At 51.0% G+C, this 18,717-nt stretch carries 20 protein-coding genes; 7 read left to right on the forward strand and 13 right to left on the reverse strand.

The features are described 5' to 3' along the window. Complete coding sequence (locus tag IEX02_RS11235) at nucleotides 1-537, forward strand: cytochrome b (RefSeq protein WP_188694833.1); 537 nt, start codon at nucleotides 1-3, stop codon at nucleotides 535-537. 49 nt (nucleotides 538-586) lie between these two features. Here IEX02_RS11235 and IEX02_RS11240 read toward each other — a convergent pair whose 3' ends face one another. The 10 genes from IEX02_RS11240 to IEX02_RS11285 all read right to left on the reverse strand — a co-directional run bounded on the left by IEX02_RS11240 (nucleotide 587) and on the right by IEX02_RS11285 (nucleotide 8,823). Then, on the reverse strand, nucleotides 587-952 hold the full coding sequence (locus IEX02_RS11240; protein WP_188694835.1) for a CBS domain-containing protein: 366 nt from the start codon (nucleotides 950-952) through the stop codon (nucleotides 587-589). A gap of 18 nt (nucleotides 953-970) precedes the next feature. Beyond that, on the reverse strand, nucleotides 971-1,666 hold the full coding sequence (locus tag IEX02_RS11245; RefSeq protein WP_188694838.1) for a hypothetical protein: 696 nt from the start codon (nucleotides 1,664-1,666) through the stop codon (nucleotides 971-973). Further along, a complete protein-coding gene (locus IEX02_RS11250) occupies nucleotides 1,663-2,448 on the reverse strand; it encodes a hypothetical protein (RefSeq protein ID WP_188694840.1) in 786 nt (261 codons plus the stop codon). Before IEX02_RS11250 ends, IEX02_RS11245 begins: the two co-directional genes overlap by 4 nt. Beyond that, nucleotides 2,438-2,788 (reverse strand): cupredoxin domain-containing protein, encoded by a 351-nt coding sequence (locus tag IEX02_RS11255; protein WP_188694844.1) that lies wholly within the window; start codon nucleotides 2,786-2,788, stop codon nucleotides 2,438-2,440. Before IEX02_RS11255 ends, IEX02_RS11250 begins: the two co-directional genes overlap by 11 nt. Continuing rightward, nucleotides 2,781-4,100, reverse strand: coding sequence for a sensor histidine kinase (locus IEX02_RS11260; RefSeq protein ID WP_188694847.1), 1,320 nt, complete (start codon nucleotides 4,098-4,100; stop codon nucleotides 2,781-2,783). The genes IEX02_RS11255 and IEX02_RS11260 overlap by 8 nt, the downstream gene beginning before the upstream one ends. Further along, complete coding sequence (locus IEX02_RS11265) at nucleotides 4,097-4,753, reverse strand: response regulator (protein WP_188694850.1); 657 nt, start codon at nucleotides 4,751-4,753, stop codon at nucleotides 4,097-4,099. The genes IEX02_RS11260 and IEX02_RS11265 overlap by 4 nt, the downstream gene beginning before the upstream one ends. Next, entirely contained in the window at nucleotides 4,750-5,391 is a 642-nt protein-coding gene (locus tag IEX02_RS11270) for a tetratricopeptide repeat protein (protein ID WP_188694853.1), read from the reverse strand. The genes IEX02_RS11265 and IEX02_RS11270 overlap by 4 nt, the downstream gene beginning before the upstream one ends. A 61-nt stretch (nucleotides 5,392-5,452) precedes the next feature. Next, nucleotides 5,453-7,207: a GGDEF domain-containing protein gene (locus IEX02_RS11275; RefSeq protein ID WP_188694856.1), complete on the reverse strand. Its 1,755-nt coding sequence runs from the start codon at nucleotides 7,205-7,207 to the stop codon at nucleotides 5,453-5,455. Between the two features lie 261 nt (nucleotides 7,208-7,468). Continuing rightward, nucleotides 7,469-8,155, reverse strand: coding sequence for a rhomboid family intramembrane serine protease (locus IEX02_RS11280; RefSeq protein WP_188694861.1), 687 nt, complete (start codon nucleotides 8,153-8,155; stop codon nucleotides 7,469-7,471). Nucleotides 8,156-8,271: 116 nt separating this feature from the next. Beyond that, nucleotides 8,272-8,823 (reverse strand): GNAT family N-acetyltransferase, encoded by a 552-nt coding sequence (locus IEX02_RS11285; RefSeq protein ID WP_188694864.1) that lies wholly within the window; start codon nucleotides 8,821-8,823, stop codon nucleotides 8,272-8,274. A 122-nt stretch (nucleotides 8,824-8,945) separates the two neighbouring features. Here IEX02_RS11285 and IEX02_RS11290 point away from each other — a divergent pair, with 122 nt between their 5' ends. Next, on the forward strand, nucleotides 8,946-9,743 hold the full coding sequence (locus tag IEX02_RS11290; RefSeq protein ID WP_188694866.1) for a metallophosphoesterase: 798 nt from the start codon (nucleotides 8,946-8,948) through the stop codon (nucleotides 9,741-9,743). Here the strand turns inward: IEX02_RS11290 and IEX02_RS11295 are convergent. Genes IEX02_RS11295 through IEX02_RS11305 form a run of 3 tightly spaced genes read right to left on the reverse strand, consistent with a single transcriptional unit; the run spans nucleotide 9,731 to nucleotide 11,756 of the window. After that, a complete protein-coding gene (locus IEX02_RS11295) occupies nucleotides 9,731-10,807 on the reverse strand; it encodes an ABC transporter substrate-binding protein (protein WP_188694871.1) in 1,077 nt (358 codons plus the stop codon). The genes IEX02_RS11290 and IEX02_RS11295 overlap by 13 nt on opposite strands. A 40-nt stretch (nucleotides 10,808-10,847) precedes the next feature. Then, complete coding sequence (locus tag IEX02_RS11300) at nucleotides 10,848-11,369, reverse strand: DUF2937 family protein (RefSeq protein WP_188694874.1); 522 nt, start codon at nucleotides 11,367-11,369, stop codon at nucleotides 10,848-10,850. 6 nt (nucleotides 11,370-11,375) lie between these two features. Next, the gene (locus IEX02_RS11305; RefSeq protein WP_188694877.1) at nucleotides 11,376-11,756 is read right to left on the reverse strand and encodes an MAPEG family protein; all 381 of its coding nucleotides are present in this window, start codon (nucleotides 11,754-11,756) and stop codon (nucleotides 11,376-11,378) included. Between the two features lie 193 nt (nucleotides 11,757-11,949). Between IEX02_RS11305 and IEX02_RS11310 the strand changes: the two genes are divergently transcribed. The 5 genes from IEX02_RS11310 (at nucleotide 11,950) to IEX02_RS11330 (ending at nucleotide 18,705) form a co-directional block, all read left to right on the forward strand. Then, nucleotides 11,950-13,221 carry an efflux RND transporter periplasmic adaptor subunit gene (locus IEX02_RS11310; RefSeq protein WP_188694880.1) on the forward strand — a complete coding sequence of 424 codons (1,272 nt, stop codon included), beginning with the start codon at nucleotides 11,950-11,952 and terminating at the stop codon, nucleotides 13,219-13,221. A 51-nt stretch (nucleotides 13,222-13,272) separates the two neighbouring features. After that, the gene (locus tag IEX02_RS11315) at nucleotides 13,273-14,004 is read left to right on the forward strand and encodes an ABC transporter ATP-binding protein (RefSeq protein WP_188694883.1); all 732 of its coding nucleotides are present in this window, start codon (nucleotides 13,273-13,275) and stop codon (nucleotides 14,002-14,004) included. After that, complete coding sequence (locus IEX02_RS11320) at nucleotides 13,997-15,310, forward strand: ABC transporter permease (protein ID WP_188694886.1); 1,314 nt, start codon at nucleotides 13,997-13,999, stop codon at nucleotides 15,308-15,310. Before IEX02_RS11315 ends, IEX02_RS11320 begins: the two co-directional genes overlap by 8 nt. A gap of 10 nt (nucleotides 15,311-15,320) precedes the next feature. Then, nucleotides 15,321-16,553, forward strand: a complete 1,233-nt coding sequence (locus IEX02_RS11325) for an ABC transporter permease (protein ID WP_188694889.1) — start codon at nucleotides 15,321-15,323, stop codon at nucleotides 16,551-16,553. A gap of 88 nt (nucleotides 16,554-16,641) precedes the next feature. Next, nucleotides 16,642-18,705, forward strand: coding sequence for a methyl-accepting chemotaxis protein (locus tag IEX02_RS11330; RefSeq protein WP_188694891.1), 2,064 nt, complete (start codon nucleotides 16,642-16,644; stop codon nucleotides 18,703-18,705). Nucleotides 18,706-18,717 lie beyond the last annotated feature (12 nt).

Here is an 18,717-nt window from a genome sequence, read left to right on the forward strand (position 1 = left end):
ATGTCCCGTAGCACCTATCACCCTATCAGTATCGCCATGCATTGGCTGATGTTATTACTGATTGTGGCCGTATACGCTTGTATTGAGTTAAGAGAAATCTATCCTAAAGGCAGCGACCCCAGAGAAGCGCTGAAACAGTGGCACTTTATGCTGGGGTTACTGGTCGGTACGCTGGTGCTGATTCGCATTTATTTTCGCCTGACAACCCGCGCCCCCGCCATTGAACCAGCCCCCTCGGCACTGCAGAGAAAGCTTGCCGCGGCCATGCACGGTTTACTCTATTTGCTGATGCTCGGACTTCCCCTGGCCGGCTGGCTGATCTTAAGTGCTGCTGGCAAGCCAGTACCCTTTTTCGGCCTGACGCTGCCACCGCTGGTGGCAGAGAATGGGGATCTGGCCGGCATGATCAAAGAATGGCATGAAACCATAGGCCAGGCAGGCTATTTTCTGATTGGTCTGCATGCTTTAGTGGCGTTGTGGCACCACTATGGCAAAAAAGATAATACCCTGCTGCGCATGCTACCCGGCAAGAAGTAATACACAACAAGCCGGCTGTAAGCTTGCAGCCGGTTTGTATTTCTCCCCACTACAAACTAAGATAATAAGCCACAATATCCAGGCTGGATAATACACCCACCACATCCTCATTGCGCACGACCACGACATGATGACATCCATGCTCAAGCATCAGGCTGCAGGCCTGTCGCATATCGGCATCCTCGGAAAGGGTCAATAATGGCCGACTGGCCAGACTGGCAATAGGAACATGCTCTGTGCTACTCACCTTCAGCATATCTCTGCTGGTCAGTATGGCTTTTGGTGCAGCCTGGCTGTCTACCACAAGCAGGCTGCTGACATTGGTCTTAAGCATTTGCTGGCGGGCAGTTTCCAGCGTATCAGTGGTTTTTACGTAACGAATGACAGTACGTAGTGGCAAGTCCCCTATACGCATAACACACTCCCTGTCTGGTTAGAATTCATACTCCAGTACAAATCTTAGCGTATGATCTTTGCCGATACCGCTGACTTCGGAAATAAAGCCTAGTTCCCATTTCAACTGGCGTTGTCCGTCAAAACGTTGCACGCCCATCAGGGCCGGACCAATGCCAACAAAGTCCTCGCCCATAAAAACTTCAATTGACGGCTGAACTTGTGGTTTCCAACGAAATCGGTACTGCATGCGGAATTCGGTTTCAAATTCATCATGTAATGCCTTACCCCATTCATACACCAAAAACCAGTTTAAGGTCAGGCTGTTGCGGCCAAATTCTTTTTCCATCACCAAACCTGAGGTGGCCTCCCAGGCATCCTGCTTGTGCTGTTTTTCCAACTCAAACACCAGCCCCCAGTCAGCCCAGTATCGGCCCTGATCGGTCAGCATCCAGCGACTCTCAAGCTCATAGGCTTGCAAGCCAAAATTATCATCGCTGTCGCGCTCTCCGACAATGTACGCCTCTAAGGTGACGTACTCGGATAATGAGTGACCATAGCCGATACGCTGTGCCAGGACATTGCGATCATCGTTCTGACGCGACATAAAACGCCATTCCAGTCGCTGCTCATCGGGTAGCACATTGGGGTGATAGACCTTGTCCACCACGTAACCATCGGCTTGTGCCAGGCAACACGTCAGCAATAAGGCCGTTGCCAATAATTGATTTTTCATACTTCCCCCTTTGCAGCCATAGGCGAGCGGGACGGGTGAACGCGTCGGTAAAGCCAGCTAAAAGGCAGTACAACGGCTAACAAATAAACACATAGTTGCCATAAACCCGGTGCTGCCTCATACCCCATCAGGGAATTCAGCAAATGCCCCAGTTCCGAATTATCCGCAATCCACTGACTGGTATCCCAGATGGGCGTCATAGGCGGCAGCAAATCTACCTGGGTCAGCAAATTCAAGGCATAGCTCAACTGCCCGGCGCCCCACATCAGCATCAGTAAGGCGCCAGGTAATTTATACCCTGCAGCCAGCCACTGACGACACAGAATATGCAGCAGTACGGCCACACTCATACACACCGCTCCGCCGAGTATGGTGCCCATAATCAGCGCCAATGGTGTTTGCTCATGGGTCCAATAACTAAAGAAGTACACCAGAAAGTTGGCGCCATCCATAGCCAGAACCAGTGACACCATGGCAATCGCCGACCAACGCCATCCCTGTGGCCGTAAACTGAACTGGCAATGCAGATTCACCAACAGCAGCGCAAACATGGCCACCTGGCAACTGAAAATAAACACCTCAACCCCGGCACCTTCAAGCAGTTCGCTGAGATTGTCTACCGCATGGGTCAACGCCAGGCTGCCCAAAAGCCCCAGTGCCAACGCCCATCCCAACCAGTTAATCTGTCGCTGTGAGTGATTAGCCACAGCCAACAACATGCTCACCAGCACAAATACAGGCAGTGCATCGCGCAAAAACAGGATCACCGAGTTAATTAGCATCACTGATCTCCTGCTTAACGGCAACCACCTGACCGCGGGCAGTATTGGGATTAAACTCACCAAAAAAGTCATACACGCCGGGTTTAAGCGGTCCGATGTACACCGTGGCTTTGCGCTTGGGGAAAATCACTTTTTCACGGTTGAGATCAAAACTGTCGAATTCTTCTGGGGTGTCATCCTGGTTATGGATCACCAGCTTCACTTTGCGCCCTGCCGGCACTTCTAATCTGGCCGGATAAAACAGATGCTCCTTGAGCACCAGTTCAAACTCGTCTACCTCTGCCTGGCAGGGCAAGCCAAGCACTAGCAACATACCAATGGTAAGGCGCCCCTTAGCCATGTTGCCCTCCCGTTGCGGTAAACTGCACCTCAACACGCAGTCCGCCCAGCTGCGCTGAGCGCAGTAAACGGATATGGGCGCCGTACAACTCCACAATATGCTTGACGATAGCCAGCCCCAAGCCACATCCAATGCTGCCCGATTGGTGACGGTCGCCCCCGACCCGATAGAAACGTTCAAACACTCGCTCGTACTCCGACTCAGCCAAGCCTGGACCAGAATCCTCGACCACTAGCAAAACGCCTTCTGGACCTTTATCGATATTCACCTCTATCTGACTGCCGACCGGGCTGTATTTACTGGCGTTAGAAACCAGATTCTGCACGAGCACATTCAATGAAAACGCATCACCTAGCATGGAAGTCGCAGTACCAGACAGGCCAATCTGCTGTTGCTTGGCCTGTAGCTGCGGATACAAATTGGCAATGCAGGTCTGGCATAGACGATACAAATCAACCTCAACCCACTTCACACTAAAATGTTCCGGATTAGTGCGGTTAAGCAGCAAAATCTGATCGACCACATGCCCCATTCTCTCTACGCCATCCCGCAGCAATGTCATATTGGCAGACTCAGTTCCCAGCTCCTGAGCCAAATTATGGCAATTGATTTTCAGAACACTCAGGGGCGTGCGAAGCTCATGCGCTGCATCGGAAGCAAAGCGCCGCTCCCGGGCAAAAGCAGCATCAAGACGAACCAGCAAGCCATTAATGGTTTTCAACACTGGCTGAAGTTCAATGGGTGGCTGGCTTAGTGCCACGGGACTCAGATCATCCGGTTTCTTTTGCTTTAACGCATCAGATAAGCCCACTAAGGGTCTTAAGCCCTGCTTCACAGCAAGTGAAATCAGTAACGCCAACAACGGCAGGCTGAAGACCAAAGGCTGAACCGCGGCCAACACCAATTCATCTGCCAATTCGTAGCGATGACTGAGAGGCTGCGCCAGCATCAGCCAATGCTGTGAGTCTGGATAGTAACGCGCCAGCGTTCGCCAGCGCTGGCCGGAGAAGTTTTCATCCCGAAATCCCAGTTCAAAGCGGGTAATGGGGGCTTCTGGGCTGTTAAAAGAATGCAGCAGTAATTCATCATTCTGCCAGATCTGCAAAATCATCTCGGACTCTTTGCTCAGTCGCCCAAGCTGAATGGTTAACTGCATGGTTTCCAGCGTGTCGGCCATCGCGACCAACTGACTGTCAAACAAACTGGTGGCGCGCGCCATACTGCCCCGATAGCCTTTTATGGCCGCAAAAAAGAGCACCAGGGTGATCACCGAGAGCAGTATAAGTACCAGATAACGACGGATGGAGGTCATTTGTTTATTGTGTAGCCCACGCCCCGAATGGTTTGAATAAAGCCAACAGGTAATTTTTTCCGCAAATGATGTATATGCACTTCGACAGCATTACTGGCCACTTCTTCGCCCCATTCATACAGGCGGCTCTCAAGCTGTTCACGGGACTGAATGCGGCCGGCATTTTCAATCAATGCCTTAGCTAACATATATTCGCGCCGGGATAAGGCCAGCGGTTGCTGCGCCACCAGCACTTTGTGTGCCAAGGTATCCAAAGTCACATTGCCAATGTTGATACAGTTGTCATCAGAGGTGCCCAAACGCCGGGCAATAACCCGTATACGAGCCAGCAACTCGGGAACATCGAAGGGCTTGGCCAAATAATCATCGGCCCCTAAATCCAGCCCTTTTATCTTATCCGCGGTACTGTCTCTGGCGGTCAGTACCAAAATAGGCGTCCCCAAACGCTGCTGTCTGGCTTGTTTTAATATTTCAATGCCATCTAAGTCAGGTAAACCTAAATCCAAAATGGCCATATCCGCCTGCTTGGCTTGCAAGGCCGCTAATCCCTGCCGGCCGCTGCTAAGATGGTCAACGGCAAAGCCCTCACTACGCAGAGCGTGAACCAAGCCGGCAGCCAGCTGCATATCATCTTCGATCAGTAAAAGTCTCATCGGTCCAACAGTTTGCTATTGATTCTTGCCAGCATGGTAGAGGCCTGACGTAAATTCAAGAAATACAAGGGGTCTTCGTTATCTGGGGCGCTATTAACGGCAATCAGCAGATGTTGCCTGGCCGTTTCGGTTTGCCCACTGTCTACATAGTAGCGTGCCGCAGCCAAGTGATTGGCGACATGTTCAGGGCCCACCACCAAGGCTTCCTGTATAAGCTGTTTAGCCTTACGCCTATCACCAAAAGACAACGGCCAGGGCGGGGTCTCAAGATATAACAGCGCCAACTCTGCCAGCGCTTCTCCGTCGGCCACATACACATCCAAATGGGCGGCTCGGGTCAGCGCATCCCGGGCGGCACGGGCCGCTCTAAGCTGTGCCAGCCCGCCTGATTGGCGGGCCAGTTCGTGGTTAATACGTCCTAAAACCAGCCAATTGATAGCACACTGCGCACATTGGTGGGTGTATTTCTCGGCTTCCTGTTGCAAACGGGCTAACGTCCTCAGCACGTTTGCATCATCCACCTCGTCCATTGAAGCGGCTAATTGTGTCAGCAATGGCGTCGCTACCTGTTGCGCCTGAACCGTAGCCGCCAATTGGCAGGCCAGGCAAAGCATCAGTCCTCTTACCCAGTTGTTCATCGCAATTACCCTGGTTTTACTCAGCTTGCTGCGACTCTAAAACATTTCCCTTAACAGAATATTAAGTCAGGACAGGCTGCTGAACACCTTGCATACGCTTTTCCTGCGCCATGGCCAAAACAAGCCCCTGATAAAGCGCGCCGACATCATCGGCGGCTTCATCCAGAATCATTAATGAATAGCGTACCTGTAAATTCACGGTTTGCCCTGATACCGTTTCAAACGCGGTCTGGGTCAGGCTTAAAATCAGGCTCTCGATATGCGCCTTGGCACGAATCTCATCTATATCGTTCAGGCAAACTAAAAATTCCTGGCTGCCCATACGTCCTAGCACATCCCCTACCCGACAGGCCTGGCGTAATATGTCGGCCACCTGTTTGAGTACCTTCTCCACACTACCATGGCCACAGGTCAGGTTGATGCCATCGAGGCCGTCTAATTCAATTAAGCTAAGGGCATGCACCCTCAGCACCGACGGCCGACTAAAGCTTTTTAGTTTGTCCATTGCGGCACTGCCCGTTAACAGTCCGGTATGTTGGTCCCGTTGCCGCTCTGCACGACGACGGCGGTAATACAACCAGGCCAGCAGTCCCATCAGGGCAGCCATCACCGACAAGGCCGCCACCAAACGCATGGTCGCGACAGCTTCTTGTTTTTTGACCTGCTCTAGACTGGACTCCAAGGCCACTATGTCGGACAACATCTGCGCAACCCCCAGTATCTTCGAGGACGATTGCTGGATTTCAAACAAGCGCCGACTGACGCGATCATAGCGTTTAAATACCGCATAGGCGGCATCAGACTGCCCCAATGCATGATAACCATTAACCAACAAACGCAAATACGCCAGATCTTCCGACTGCTGATAGGGTCGTTGTGGCATTTCCAAGGCAATATAATCACGCAAACAACGCAGATCTAAATCCACCAGACAGGCTTCTGCCTGCATTCTGCGATAAATGGTATCCATATCCGGATGGGACAAATCAGGCAAAAACACAGCCCATCTTGCCAGGCTGTCTTTTAGCAGTTGCTGATCCCCTTGATAGAGCGCATAACCGGCCTGTGCCTGCTGCACCCAGGCATTGCTCAGTGCGGTATTCACCTGACTATTTTGTTTAATCAACTCAGCGAGGGCCTGATGGGCCTGTTCAACCCGACCGCCATGAAGATAAGCGTTAATGGCATTAAAAAGCGGCATTAGCAGGGTTTCTCCCTGATAAGCACCCTGAGACATTTGATACGACTTCATGTACTGGTCACCAGCCAGTTCATGCTGACCAATCAGTGCATACAAGTTACCGATATTATTGAAAATATCCGACCTCACCGCCTGGTCTTCAGCGGTCGAATAGCGCTCCAGCAAGGCATACAATTTAGCCAGACTTTTATCAATGTGCTGTTCGTCAATATCGCAGGTGGAGGTCAACTCTAATTGCGCGCCCAATAAAATAGACTGAGAGTCAACGCGTAAGGCCTCTTGCTCGGCGGCGCGGTAATAGTCACACCGCTGTTGGGCATCACTACTGCTGGTGACAATACCAGCCAAATACAATGCGTAGGCCAGGTTCTCTGAATCATCCGACGGCGGAGAATCATTCAGCATCTGTGCAAGTAACTCGCCGGCCTCTTCCAACTTACCGCCACAGGCCAGAAACTGCGCCTTACGCACCTGCAGATAGAATACCTTGGAGCGTGGCAGATTATTGCCCAGCAGATGTTGTTCTATCTGTGCGGCTTGTTCATCTGTTGGGCACTCATAATTATCCGCTTGTAGAGAACGAACCAGCCCCTCGGCCGTCGATGCCGCATGCACGGTACCTCCCCAGGCAAGCGATATACAGCCCAGTAAACAGAATAAGCGCGAAGCTCCTTTAGTCATTCATTCAGGTGCCGGTTGCAGCGATACGTGCCCCATTGTAGCCAGACTATTCGTATAATAGAAGCAAGTACCTGATAGATTGGCATTTATTAACCGTTGTTTGTCTTCAGCACATGCTTATAAGCAGGATAAGGCCATAGATAAAAGGCTGTAAAACTCACCTTCGCGCTTGCTCTACAGGTGAAAACACATTGGCTAATGATCACGACGCTGAGAAGACCAGTCTCGTTCAGCGTCATCAGGCAGTTGCTGCCACTGATCACCAATAAGTGGATCCGGCTCCTCATCTTCCACCATAACGACCGGCTCCTCCACCGGCTTTGGATCCCGGCGTTGAAACAACACCGACGCCAGGGTGCCGGCAACAGCGCCGAAAAAGTGATATTCAAAGGATATTTGTGGCTCGGTGGGAAAAATACTCATCACCATTCCACCGTACAGGAAAAAACCTACCATCATTAGCGCTACCGAAAGCTTATCGCGCCGGATGATGCTGGCGACCAGCAGGTAGAAAAACATACCGTGAACTACACCGCTCACCCCGACATGGGGCGCCTGTCTGGCGAAACACCAGACACCCATTCCGGAAAGCAGCCAAATAAGTAGCAAGGCTGGCTTCCAGGAGCGCGGATAGCCATAGAGTAGTAAGGTCCCTAGCACCAATACAGGCAGACTGTTACTAAACAGATGTGAGTAAGAGCCATGCAACAAGGGGGCGGTAATAATTCCCACCAACCCTGCCACACTGCCAGGAACCAATGCCAGTGCTGACAGATCCAAAGCAAAGAAAGTCTCGGCCAGTTTTACCCACCACAGAAAGCACAGTGACAAGCAGGCTATGAGCATAGCCCGCCCGAGGCTGGCCGGTTTGGTCTGTGGCATTGTGCGCTCCGCTATCAAGCTATAACTGTATATATAGGGTTTGAATAGCCAAGTTAAAACCCAATGAGGGCAAAGTTTGTGCTATCAACAGGCCACAACTCACGCCGCTATTCAGACTACAGCGCGAAATCCTGACGAAGCAAACCATAGAGTGCAGAATCAGACATATGCCCATCGACTATCCAGCGCTGAGGTAGGTAACCTTCTTGTTGAAAACCCAGTCTTTGCAGGGCCTTGGCCGATCCCAGATTCTCTGGGTCGATCTCCGCCTCTAGGCGGTTCAAATTCAACTGCGAAAACGCAAAATCTAGTAGCAGTCGGCCAGCTTCCTGAATATAGCCTTTACCCCAGAATTCCACTCCTAAACCAAAACCAATCTCGGCCCGCCGCGAGTCGGGTTGTATATGCCACAACATGCACTTTCCCATCAACGCGTCAGTGTTTTTATCAACAATAGCGAAAACATACTGCGCTTCCAGCTCCATGGCCTGCTGCGTATCAGCAATATACTGGTGTGCGTCACTTATGTCCTTCCAGGGCGGCGTGTACCAATAGGTCATAACCTGAGGATCGGAAAAGATCTTAAATAACGCCTCTGCATCCCCTGCAACCAAAGGCCGTAAAACTAGCCGCTCACTTGTCAGCGCCAATATTGGAACACCTGGCATAAAGGCTCTCCTTGTATAAGTTACCTGGCCTTGTCAATGCGGCCTGAGGCGGTGTATTTCAATCCACACCGGGTTTATTAAATATTTATGACCCCATTGATCTGCAGTAAGAAGCTGCTAGTTTGACTGATCATTCAGGGAAACACCCCAAAGGCAGTCATAATGCCGGTGCAGCAATGAACCAAAAGGAACTGGCCAACATTCTGTCAGGTTTTGAGCGCTTACGTTGTCTAAACGCCAATTGGCGAGGAAAAGACTATTTTGTTGGCGACATTGGCGGTCAATATACGGGGCTGAAACGTGCCCTGCATAAGACGCAATTCGACCCCCGCCGTGACCGGCTGTTTTGTACTGGAAACCTGATAGATCCAGGGACCGAGAGCCCCAAGGTACTCACGCTGCTGGAACAACCCTGGTTCTTCACCGTATTAGGGGTGCACGAGCTTATGATGCTGGATGCCTTAAAACGGGGGCATTACCTGCATTGGTACATGGCCGGTGGCCAGTGGGCGTTTAATCAGGATCTGACACTGGCTCGCGACCTCACTGATGCAATTCCCCTGCTCCACTCTCTGCCCATTGCCTTTCTCATCGAGCAAAGAAAATACCCTCCCATTGGACTTATCAGTAAATCCCCACCTCAGGATTTCACTAAAGAAGGGCTTGCCTCAGCGAGTTTGATGCAGCTACTGGACTGTCTTATAAAGACTGATGTGCCAAACAAAAAGCGCTGCAACTATCACCAGCTAGATGCTGTGATTCTAGGTGGCGAACCGGCTCGCAAAAGCTGGGCAAAAGGTAATATTGCGGGGATTAATTTGGGTGCCTCATTCTTACCTCAACGAGGCAGCTTAGTGTTGTTCAAACGCAAAAAGGTGCGCAAAACCATCGATCACCAGGTATCGTTTCAGTCACTTTGAGATTGGTTTACAACAAAGCGATACTTTCGCTGGCCGGGATTATGATGCAGGCTGTAGGAACGAAAATCCACGCCTTGCCAGGCTTTAGGAGCCAGCAAAGGACCCAGTTCATTAACGTTCCCTTTATGCATCAGATGTAAGTCAAATAGTGGCTCACCTTGTTTGACATAATCGGGCAGGCTGCCATGCAGATGGTCATAAACCATCACCATTGCCCAGGCACCAATCATAAAATGACCACCGACGCTGGCCGTTATTTGACCAGACTGAATGCTATTGACAGTCTCAGGCAGCCAATCAAAGCCACCAATACAAAATGTCACGCCTTGTTTGGTCATAGGTTCCACGGCCTCGGCGACCCCCAACGCCATCCAATCAGATGCTGCCCAAATAACACTGGTATCCGGATATCGCCCCAGCAAAGCCTTTGTTTGCTGATAGGCTAATGGCCGCTGCCACTTTGCATTCACCACCTGATGGACAAAAAAGGGCGCCTTTTGATCAACCGCTTCAATCAGCCCGGTTTGACGCTGCAACGCTTCCTGACCATGCAGCCCGTTTACTCCGACCACACCAGGGCGTCCCGCCAATGCATTGGCTTCACATTCACTGAGTAGGTATGCTCCCAGCAATTCACTGGCAGCGGCATTGTCAAAGGCAATTTCTGCTACCCAGTTAGGGTAAAGTTGGCCCGGCAGGCCAACATTTTCAGACTCGTGGTTGAGCAGAAGATGCTCAAGACTGATAACACTGACCTTGGGATAACGCTTTAACAGGTCGAATAAGGACTTGCCAGATCCGGAATACACCTGCACCAGCAAATAATCAGGCGGCGAATTAGCCAGACGCTTTTCCAGTTCAGCGTGCTGGTAAATCCGGTGAGCATCGCCGTACACCACAGTCAGGTCTAAGTCCAGGCTTTGGGCCGCCAGGCGGGTAAACAGCTCAACCCGGCTGAAAAAAGGATCATCAGGAGTCGAGGGTGACACAAACATCACGGAAGCTGCTTGCGCGGTAACACTCAGCAGCCAGCAAAGTCCAGATACCACTAAACGCGTTCGCATACAGAACCTTCGTCTGGGCCGTTTTAATGTCTGAGTATAGTCAGGCCTGACGTCTAACAGGCATTATCCACCTAAAAAGGCCGATGATTAAATCAAAAAAGGCTGCCAATATCACACCGCAGCATAACCCCCAAATAATGGCAGCACCATTGAGCGGTACCCTGTAATCATAGGCTGCCCGTACCTCAGCAAACAATTCCCCATCAGGTTGTGCCAATACATACCAGCCTCGTTGCACCGGGTTGGCTTGTAGCTGCTGAGCCATGTTTGCTAGATAATCAACCCGCTGACGCAATTGTTCAATATTGTCGCCCCCATCTCGCACAGCAATATCCGGGTTTTGCTGATAACGCTGAATCAGCGCCTGAATGTCGCCATTGGTATGCAACCTGGCATCCTGAAGAAAAGGCGCAAGGTTACGTTGCGCCTCTGCCAGGTGAGCCGCCAGAGTATTCTCATATTGCTGAATAAAACCCGGTAACTGCACCCCAATCAGTACGGCCATCATAAAGGCCAATAAACGCAGATATTCCGCCAGTTTGTTGACTAAAGCAGACAGCATAATTCCTCACAAACGGCTTAGTGCCAGGGTTATTGCCAGTATCGCGCCTGCCAGCAAAACTAAAAAGGTCATGGCCATGCCCATCACGCGTAACCTGAGATTGCGCCTGGGGATGGCTGTTGCATGTACGATGCGCCCCACCAGCAACGTTAAGCCCATTGCATGAATAAACCATGGGCTCAGTTGCTGTTGCTCTAGCATAAATATCAGCAGTAAGGCTAACGGCAGATACTCCAGGGCATTGGCATGAGCACGTATCGCCAATTGCAGATCCTGGTAGCCACCATCACCGATGGCAATCTGATGCAACCGGCGCAACCTGATAACCTGTATCGATAGCCACAACACCAGTAACAGCAACCAACCGGTATAAAATAAACTAATCATTTACGCCCTCCTGTACCCGCGAAGTCACGTTACGCTGAGACAGCATAAGCCGCCCATAAAAGCCACCAACCTTAGACCCGGCGCTCAAGGGTTTTAACAGAAAATACACATTTTCTTACAACCCGTCTGCCAACTTTCTGTCCTTGCCCCTCGACTTAAGCATCGATTGTTCAGTTACCCAGGGGGAAATACCATGAGCATAACCGATACCAGCGGTCAGGACGTGTTGCTGGCACCCAAAGCCAGCCGAAAGAAAACTTACCTTATCATCACCGGCTTGTTACTCGCCAGTGCCACGCTTCTACTCTTTCCAACCTTAAATCAGTGGTCCAGCGCGCAAGCATCCGTTCCCATGCAGCGCCTTCGCTTGGCCGATGTTGTACAAGGGGACTTTGTTCGCGACTTATCAGTGCAAGCACAAGTGGTGGCTGCCGTGAGCCCACGCTTATATAGCCCCGCCCAGGGCACCATCAGTTTTAGTGTCGATGCCGGAGCCCAGGTGGAAAAAGGCCAGGAACTGGCAAGCATTGACAGTCCAGAGTTAAACAACGAACTCAAGCAGGAAGAGTCCAGTTTGCAGAAGCAGAAAATGGAACTGGATAGAAAACGTATACAGGCCAAAATCCAACACCTCGAAAACCAAAAGTCTGTTGATATGGCCAATGTCTCATTGGTTGCCGCTGAGCGGGAAAAGCGCCGCGCAGATAAGGCCTATGCCAGTGCGACTATCAGTCAGATTGACTTTGAAAAAGCCCAGGACGAACTGGAGAATGCCCGCCTGGTTCACCAGCATGCTGTGCAAGACGCCAAGCTGGATGAAGAAAGCCTGGCCTTTGAAATTCGCTCGCAGCAACTGCAAGTGAACCGCCAACAATTACTGGTCGCCGACCTGCAACGTAAGGTCGATGAACTGACCCTGCGCTCACCGGTTAAGGGTATTGTCGGTAACCTGGCCGTACAGGATAAAAATCAGGTGACCCGCCACCAGGCCATTTTATCTGTGGTGGACCTCAGTCAATTTGAACTGGAAGTTTCAATTCCGGAAAGCTACGCAGACGATCTCGCTATCGGCATGGATGCTCAAGTCAATTTCAATGGCGAAACGCACCCCGCCACCCTGGTTACTCTCTCCCCTGAGATTGAGAACAATCAAGTAACCGGACGGGTGCGTTTTGCCGCCTCCTCCCCTAAAGGGCTGCGTCAGAATCAGCGTCTGACCACCAGGATCCTGATGGAAAACAAAACCAATGTTCTGATGGTCCAGCGCGGCCAGTTTTTGGAAAGTGGCAACGGCACTATTGCCTATGTAGTGCGCGATGGTATGGCCAAACGTCAGCGTATAGAAACCGGTGCCCGCAGTTTATCCAGTGTGGAAATTCTGGCAGGCCTGCAAGCGGGCGACACCATCATTGTTTCAGGTACCGAGCAATTTGACGGCGCCGAGTGGCTCCAAATCACCAACTAGTTAGTACTGCCATTTGCCTGGCTACGCACAATTAAAAAAAGGAAATCTATTATGTTGAACATGCAGAACGTGACCAAAATATTCCGTACCGATCTGGTAGAAACCCGCGCCCTGAGCGATTTTAATCTGCACGTTAAAGAAGGTGAGTTTGTGACCGTCACTGGCCCGTCCGGCTCGGGAAAAACCACCTTTTTAAACATTGCTGGTTTACTTGAGAGCTTTGATGATGGCGTTTACGACCTAGATGGTCAGAACGTTCGTCATCTCAACGACACCCAACGCAGTCGCCTGCGCAACGAAAAAATTGGCTTTATCTTCCAAAGCTTCAATTTGATCCCTGACCTGGACTTGTTCGACAACGTCGATGTTCCGCTGCGTTATCGGGGCTTTAACAGCAGTGAACGAAAGCGTCGCATTGAGCGTTGCCTGGAATTAGTGGGCTTGGCGAACCGAATGAAACACCTACCAGCCCAACTATCCGGCGGCCAACAACAGCGAGTTGCCATTGCCCGAGCACTGGCCGGCGAGCCCAGATTTTTACTGGCGGATGAGCCCACTGGAAACCTTGATAGCAAAATGGCACACAGCGTGATGCAGCTACTCAAAGATATCAATGATGAAGGCACCACTATTGTTATGGTAACCCACGACCCTTCCCTGGCACGGGAAGCCAAGCGCAATATCTTTGTTAAGGACGGCAAAGTGAGTGACGTCACGCACATTACAGCCAGCACACCGGAGCAGGTGGCCAGCATCAGCGCATCGGGAGCCTGCCATGTTTAACTATTATCTGCGGCTGGCGCTGCTTAGTATTCGCCGAAATCCTATCCTCAGTGGGCTTATGGTGGCCGCTATTGCTTTGGGCATTGGTGCCAGCATGACCACTATCACGGTGAACTATCTGATGTCGTCGAACCCTATCCCGCAAAAAAGCGAGCAGCTTTATTACGTGCAGGTAGATAGCTGGGACCCAAACAATCCGGCTGAAGAACCCAATGAGCCACCGGATCAGCTAACCTGGACAGACGCCAACAACTTATACGCCGCACAAAAAGCCGAGCGCCAAGTGATTATGGCCACCACGGCCGCAGTAGTCGAGCCACCAAGCCAGGATGCCAAGCCCTTTAACGCTTATATTCGCCTAACCACAAACGAGTTTTTCCCCATGTTTGACGTGCCCTTCTTGTACGGCGGACATTGGCAGGCCAGTGCCGATAAAGGCCGTGAGCAGGTGGTAGTACTAAGCCGTAAAAGCAATGACAAGATTTTTGGTGGTGAAAACTCGGTTGGTCGTAGTTTGCGACTCGCAGGACGCCAGTTCACCGTGGTGGGTGTATTAGAAAGCTGGTACCCAGCCCCCAAGTTCTATGATGTTGGCACAGGCGCGTTCGACGAACCTGAAGACCTGTATATTCCGTTTTTGCTCAAAGAAGAGCTGCAACTACCCAATGGCGGTAATACTAACTGTTGGAAAACCCCGGAAGAGGACAGTTTTGCAGGATTTCTCCGTTCTGAATGCATCCACTATCAGATGTGGGTGGAGTTACCCAACGAACAGGACAAACAAGCCTATCTGGCATTTTTGAATAACTATGCCAATGAACAAAAAGCCTTGGGCCGTTTCTCCCGCCCTTTGAATAATCGTCTGTCCGATGTAATGCAATGGATGGAAAACCGCCAGGTGGTCACCGATGACGCCAGGGTCATGCTATGGCTAAGCCTGATGTTCCTAGTGGTCTGCCTGCTCAATACCGTGGGATTGTTGCTGGCCAAGTTCAGTGGCAAATCTGCTGAGATTGGCCTGCGCCGCGCCATAGGGGCATCTCGCCAAGCGCTGTTTTATCAACATTTAGTAGAAACTGCCTGTATAGGCTTAACCGGCGGTATTGCCGGATTAGCTTTGGCTTATCTGGGCTTGCTTGGGATCGGCAGTTTGTATGGCAGCTTTGCCGATAACCTCACTAGCCTCGACATCAACATGGTACTGCTGGCTTTGCTGCTATCTCTGATAAGCAGCATTGCTGCCGGACTGTATCCGACCTGGCGTGCCTGCAGTATTGCACCGGCCAGCCAATTGAAAAGCCAGTAAGGAGAGCATCATGTTACCTTTTTCAAGTTGGGAAATTGGCCCCATTTTTCGCGCCATGACACGCAATAAAGTCGGTGCGGTACTTATTGCACTACAAGTGGCGGTAACCATGTGCATTATCGTCAATTCCGTGCATATTCTGATGGAACGTACCGAACAAATGGCGCGTGATAGCGGAATTGATGAAGCCAATAGCTTCTACCTTTCCAGTACCGGCTTTGCCGATGATTTTAACGACCAGGTGGTGATCCAAACGGACTTGGATGCAATACGCGCCCTGCCCGGTGTGATTGACGCCATGCAGATTAATGCTATTCCCATTAGTGGCGGCGGCTGGTCTATGGGTCTGCAAACTCAGCCTGGAGCCGAGTTTGAGGGGGTTGGAACTGCCGTCTATATGGTTGACGACCATGTACTAAATACCCTGGACCTTGAACTCATTGCCGGTGAAGCGTTTCAGCCCAGCGATATACGCTGGCGTGAACGCTCTCAGCGGGATTGGCCGGCGGAAATCATCATCACCAGAGCGCTGACAGAGAACCTGTTTCCCGAACAATCCTATCAGGATACCGTGGGCAAAACCTTGTACATCAATGATGACGAACCTGTCATTATCAAAGGCATTATTGATAAGCTTCAGGCCCCTTGGGTGGGCTGGGAAAGGCTGGAAAATGCCATGTTATCTCCCGAGCAAACCCTATTCAGTTCAAGCATGTATTTTGTCCGCACAGAGCCTGGAAGGTTGGATGAGCTGATGCCGGCGGTTGAGCAGATGCTGGCCGATAGCAACAAAGGGCGGGTTGTGCGGGGATTACGCAGCATGCAGGAAACACGGGAACGCACCTATCGTCGTGATCAGGCCATGATCAAAATCCTCACCACAGTGATGATCACCCTAACCTTAGTCACCGCACTGGGTATAGTGGGGCTGGCCAGCTTTAACGTTAATCGCCGCCGCAAACAAATCGGCACACGCCGTGCGCTGGGAGCCAGCCAAGCATCGGTATTACGCTATTTTATGCTGGAGAACTTTTTAATCAGCTCCATTGGCGTGATTTTGGGTGCAGTGCTGACGGTTGGACTTAATATTTATCTGGTGCAGAGTTTGGGTTTGACCAAACTGCACTGGTGGCTGATTCCAGTTGGCATGTTAACCCTGTGGCTGGTTGGTCAGTTGGCTGTTTTGGGGCCAGCCCGTCGTGCGACAGCAACCTCTCCCGCCATTGCCACCCGCACTGTGTAACTTTTATTGCAGCCAGGTTGATTTTTAACCACTTGCAGACAAGGCTTAAGATGAACTCATATCGACGCCTTGTCTGCAAGGAGGCAACGTGCAATTCATTGCAAATTTGTCCATTAGAAACAAGCTGTTGTTGTTGTCCTTACCCACACTACTACTCGCCCTTACCTTTTTGCTGCTGGATGTAAAGCAGAACTGGTCGATTCACCACAGTACCAATAAGCTGGTCAACGACTTGGAGTTTGTCGCACTGAGCAGCAATTTGGTTCATGAACTGCAAAAAGAGCGCGGTACCAGTGCCGGATATATTGGTGCCAAAGGCCAACTCTTTGCTCAAGAGTTACAAGCACAATACCAAGCAACAGATAAGCAAAAGCAACGCTGGCAGCAGGATCTAAATACCTTTGAACAACAAGCCTCCACAGAGAGTATTGGGCGAGTAAGCAAACTCTCCGAGCAGCTGGGGGCGCCCTTGCAACAAACGCGCAACCAAGTACGAACCTTGGAGGTAAGTGCCGCGCAAGCGGTTTCTTTTTATACCCAGATTAATGAACAAGTGTTGGCATTAACCGCCCTACTCGCTCATGACCAGCAAGATGTCAGACTCACCCGCCTGATCATGGCTTATTACAATCTGCTTTATGCTAAAGAAAAAGCCGGACTTGAGCGGGCCGTGCTCAGCAATACCTTTGCCGCGAATGGCTTTCAGGGCGACAACTTTCAGCGATTTCTAGCGCTGGTGACTCAACAGCAAAGCTATCTGGACAGTTTTCAGCGATTTGCCGACCCACACCAACGGCTATTATTCGAGCAATTTTCAAAAGATACCAGTGTTAAGCAGGTCGAAACCTACAGGCAACTGGCTTTAGATAAGTGGCAGCAAGGTGAGTTTGCCGTCAATGCCTCAGATTGGTTTGCCACCGCTACCGAGCGAATTGAGAAACTCAAAACACTGGAAGATGTTTTCAGTCAGGATATTCAGCTATTGGCCCAGGAAAAGCAGCAAAGCGCTTACCAATGGCTAGTTTTTGTGTCCATCCTGACTCTGGCCGTGATTGTTATTCTAGTCGGCTTGAGTGCCCTGCTGTCGAACCTGATTAATAAGCAGCTGAAAGCCATCGCGACCATTACCGGGGCGGTGGCCAACCAGCACGATCTGAGTGTACGTACCGACATAATATGCAACGACGATCTCGGCCAGGTTGCACGGCAAATAAACAGTATTCTCGACGTATTTGCCGATTCCATGCGACAAATTACCCAAACCAGCGACGAACTTAACCACGCGGTAGAGCAAGGACATAGCAATATTGGACAATGTAGCGCCAATCTGAGCAATACCCGTAGCGAGTCAGAGCAAGTTGCTACGGCCGCCGAGCAAATGTCGGCAGCTATCAGCCAGGTAGCCGCTAGTACCACCTCTACGGCTGACCTCGCCAATAGCGTCAGTGAAAAAACCCGTCAGAGTGAAAGCCTGGTTCAGCGCAATAACACCGAAGTACAGAGTCTTGCCCAAGAGATCAACGGCATGGGCCAAATCATGGATGAACTAAACAACAGCAGCGACAATATTACCAATGTGATAGAGGTGATTCAGGCCATTGCAGAGCAGACAAACTTGCTCGCGTTGAATGCCGCTATTGAAGCGGCCAGGGCTGGCGATCAAGGGCGGGGTTTTGCTGTCGTTGCTGATGAAGTGCGCCAACTGGCACAAAAGACGCAGGACTCCACCAACCAAATCCAACGTATTATTCAAGACTTTCAGGGGCGCATTCGCCATGCCTTCGAGAGTATCAAACAAAGCTGTGAACGTACCGAAAGCGTTACCCGTATCGCCTCGGAAGTGCATAGTTCCTTGTCTGATATGGAAAAAGGTATCAGCGAAATGAACGGCCTGATTCAGCAAATCGCCGCGGCTGCAGAGCAGCAGGTCATGACGGTTAATGAAATCAACCAGGCCATTCACCGTATTCACGGTGAGACCAGCCAGAACGCCAACAGCGTTGCAGCGCTTGAAGAAGTCTCTGAGCAGCAAAGCAAGCTGTCTTTAGGGCTTAAGAACATCGCGGCGAGTTACCGGTTGGAAAGTAAGGAAAGCTCGCCCAAGTTAGCTGGCAACTTAGTGCTTGCAGAAGCAGTGAATACGGGTGGTTAACCCCCGTATTCA

It is taken from the genome of Bowmanella pacifica (assembly GCF_014645355.1).
GTDB lineage: Bacteria > Pseudomonadota > Gammaproteobacteria > Enterobacterales > Alteromonadaceae > Bowmanella > Bowmanella pacifica.

Excerpts from the sequence above, each read along its gene's own strand:
- IEX02_RS11235 (WP_188694833.1), top strand. The coding sequence starts at position 1 with ATGTCCCGTAGCACCTATCACCCTATCAGTATCGCCATGCATTGGCTG.
- IEX02_RS11300 (WP_188694874.1), bottom strand. The coding sequence starts at position 11,369 with ATGCTGTCTGCTTTAGTCAACAAACTGGCGGAATATCTGCGTTTATTG.
- IEX02_RS11320 (WP_188694886.1), top strand. The coding sequence starts at position 13,997 with ATGTTTAACTATTATCTGCGGCTGGCGCTGCTTAGTATTCGCCGAAAT.
- IEX02_RS11285 (WP_188694864.1), bottom strand. The coding sequence starts at position 8,823 with ATGCCAGGTGTTCCAATATTGGCGCTGACAAGTGAGCGGCTAGTTTTA.
- IEX02_RS11260 (WP_188694847.1), bottom strand. The coding sequence starts at position 4,100 with ATGACCTCCATCCGTCGTTATCTGGTACTTATACTGCTCTCGGTGATC.
- IEX02_RS11240 (WP_188694835.1), bottom strand. The coding sequence starts at position 952 with ATGCGTATAGGGGACTTGCCACTACGTACTGTCATTCGTTACGTAAAA.
- IEX02_RS11315 (WP_188694883.1), top strand. The coding sequence starts at position 13,273 with ATGTTGAACATGCAGAACGTGACCAAAATATTCCGTACCGATCTGGTA.
- IEX02_RS11245 (WP_188694838.1), bottom strand. The coding sequence starts at position 1,666 with ATGAAAAATCAATTATTGGCAACGGCCTTATTGCTGACGTGTTGCCTG.
- IEX02_RS11270 (WP_188694853.1), bottom strand. The coding sequence starts at position 5,391 with ATGAACAACTGGGTAAGAGGACTGATGCTTTGCCTGGCCTGCCAATTG.
- IEX02_RS11295 (WP_188694871.1), bottom strand. The coding sequence starts at position 10,807 with ATGCGAACGCGTTTAGTGGTATCTGGACTTTGCTGGCTGCTGAGTGTT.
- IEX02_RS11305 (WP_188694877.1), bottom strand. The coding sequence starts at position 11,756 with ATGATTAGTTTATTTTATACCGGTTGGTTGCTGTTACTGGTGTTGTGG.
- IEX02_RS11310 (WP_188694880.1), top strand. The coding sequence starts at position 11,950 with ATGAGCATAACCGATACCAGCGGTCAGGACGTGTTGCTGGCACCCAAA.
- IEX02_RS11250 (WP_188694840.1), bottom strand. The coding sequence starts at position 2,448 with ATGCTAATTAACTCGGTGATCCTGTTTTTGCGCGATGCACTGCCTGTA.
- IEX02_RS11255 (WP_188694844.1), bottom strand. The coding sequence starts at position 2,788 with ATGGCTAAGGGGCGCCTTACCATTGGTATGTTGCTAGTGCTTGGCTTG.
- IEX02_RS11280 (WP_188694861.1), bottom strand. The coding sequence starts at position 8,155 with ATGCCACAGACCAAACCGGCCAGCCTCGGGCGGGCTATGCTCATAGCC.
- IEX02_RS11265 (WP_188694850.1), bottom strand. The coding sequence starts at position 4,753 with ATGAGACTTTTACTGATCGAAGATGATATGCAGCTGGCTGCCGGCTTG.
- IEX02_RS11325 (WP_188694889.1), top strand. The coding sequence starts at position 15,321 with ATGTTACCTTTTTCAAGTTGGGAAATTGGCCCCATTTTTCGCGCCATG.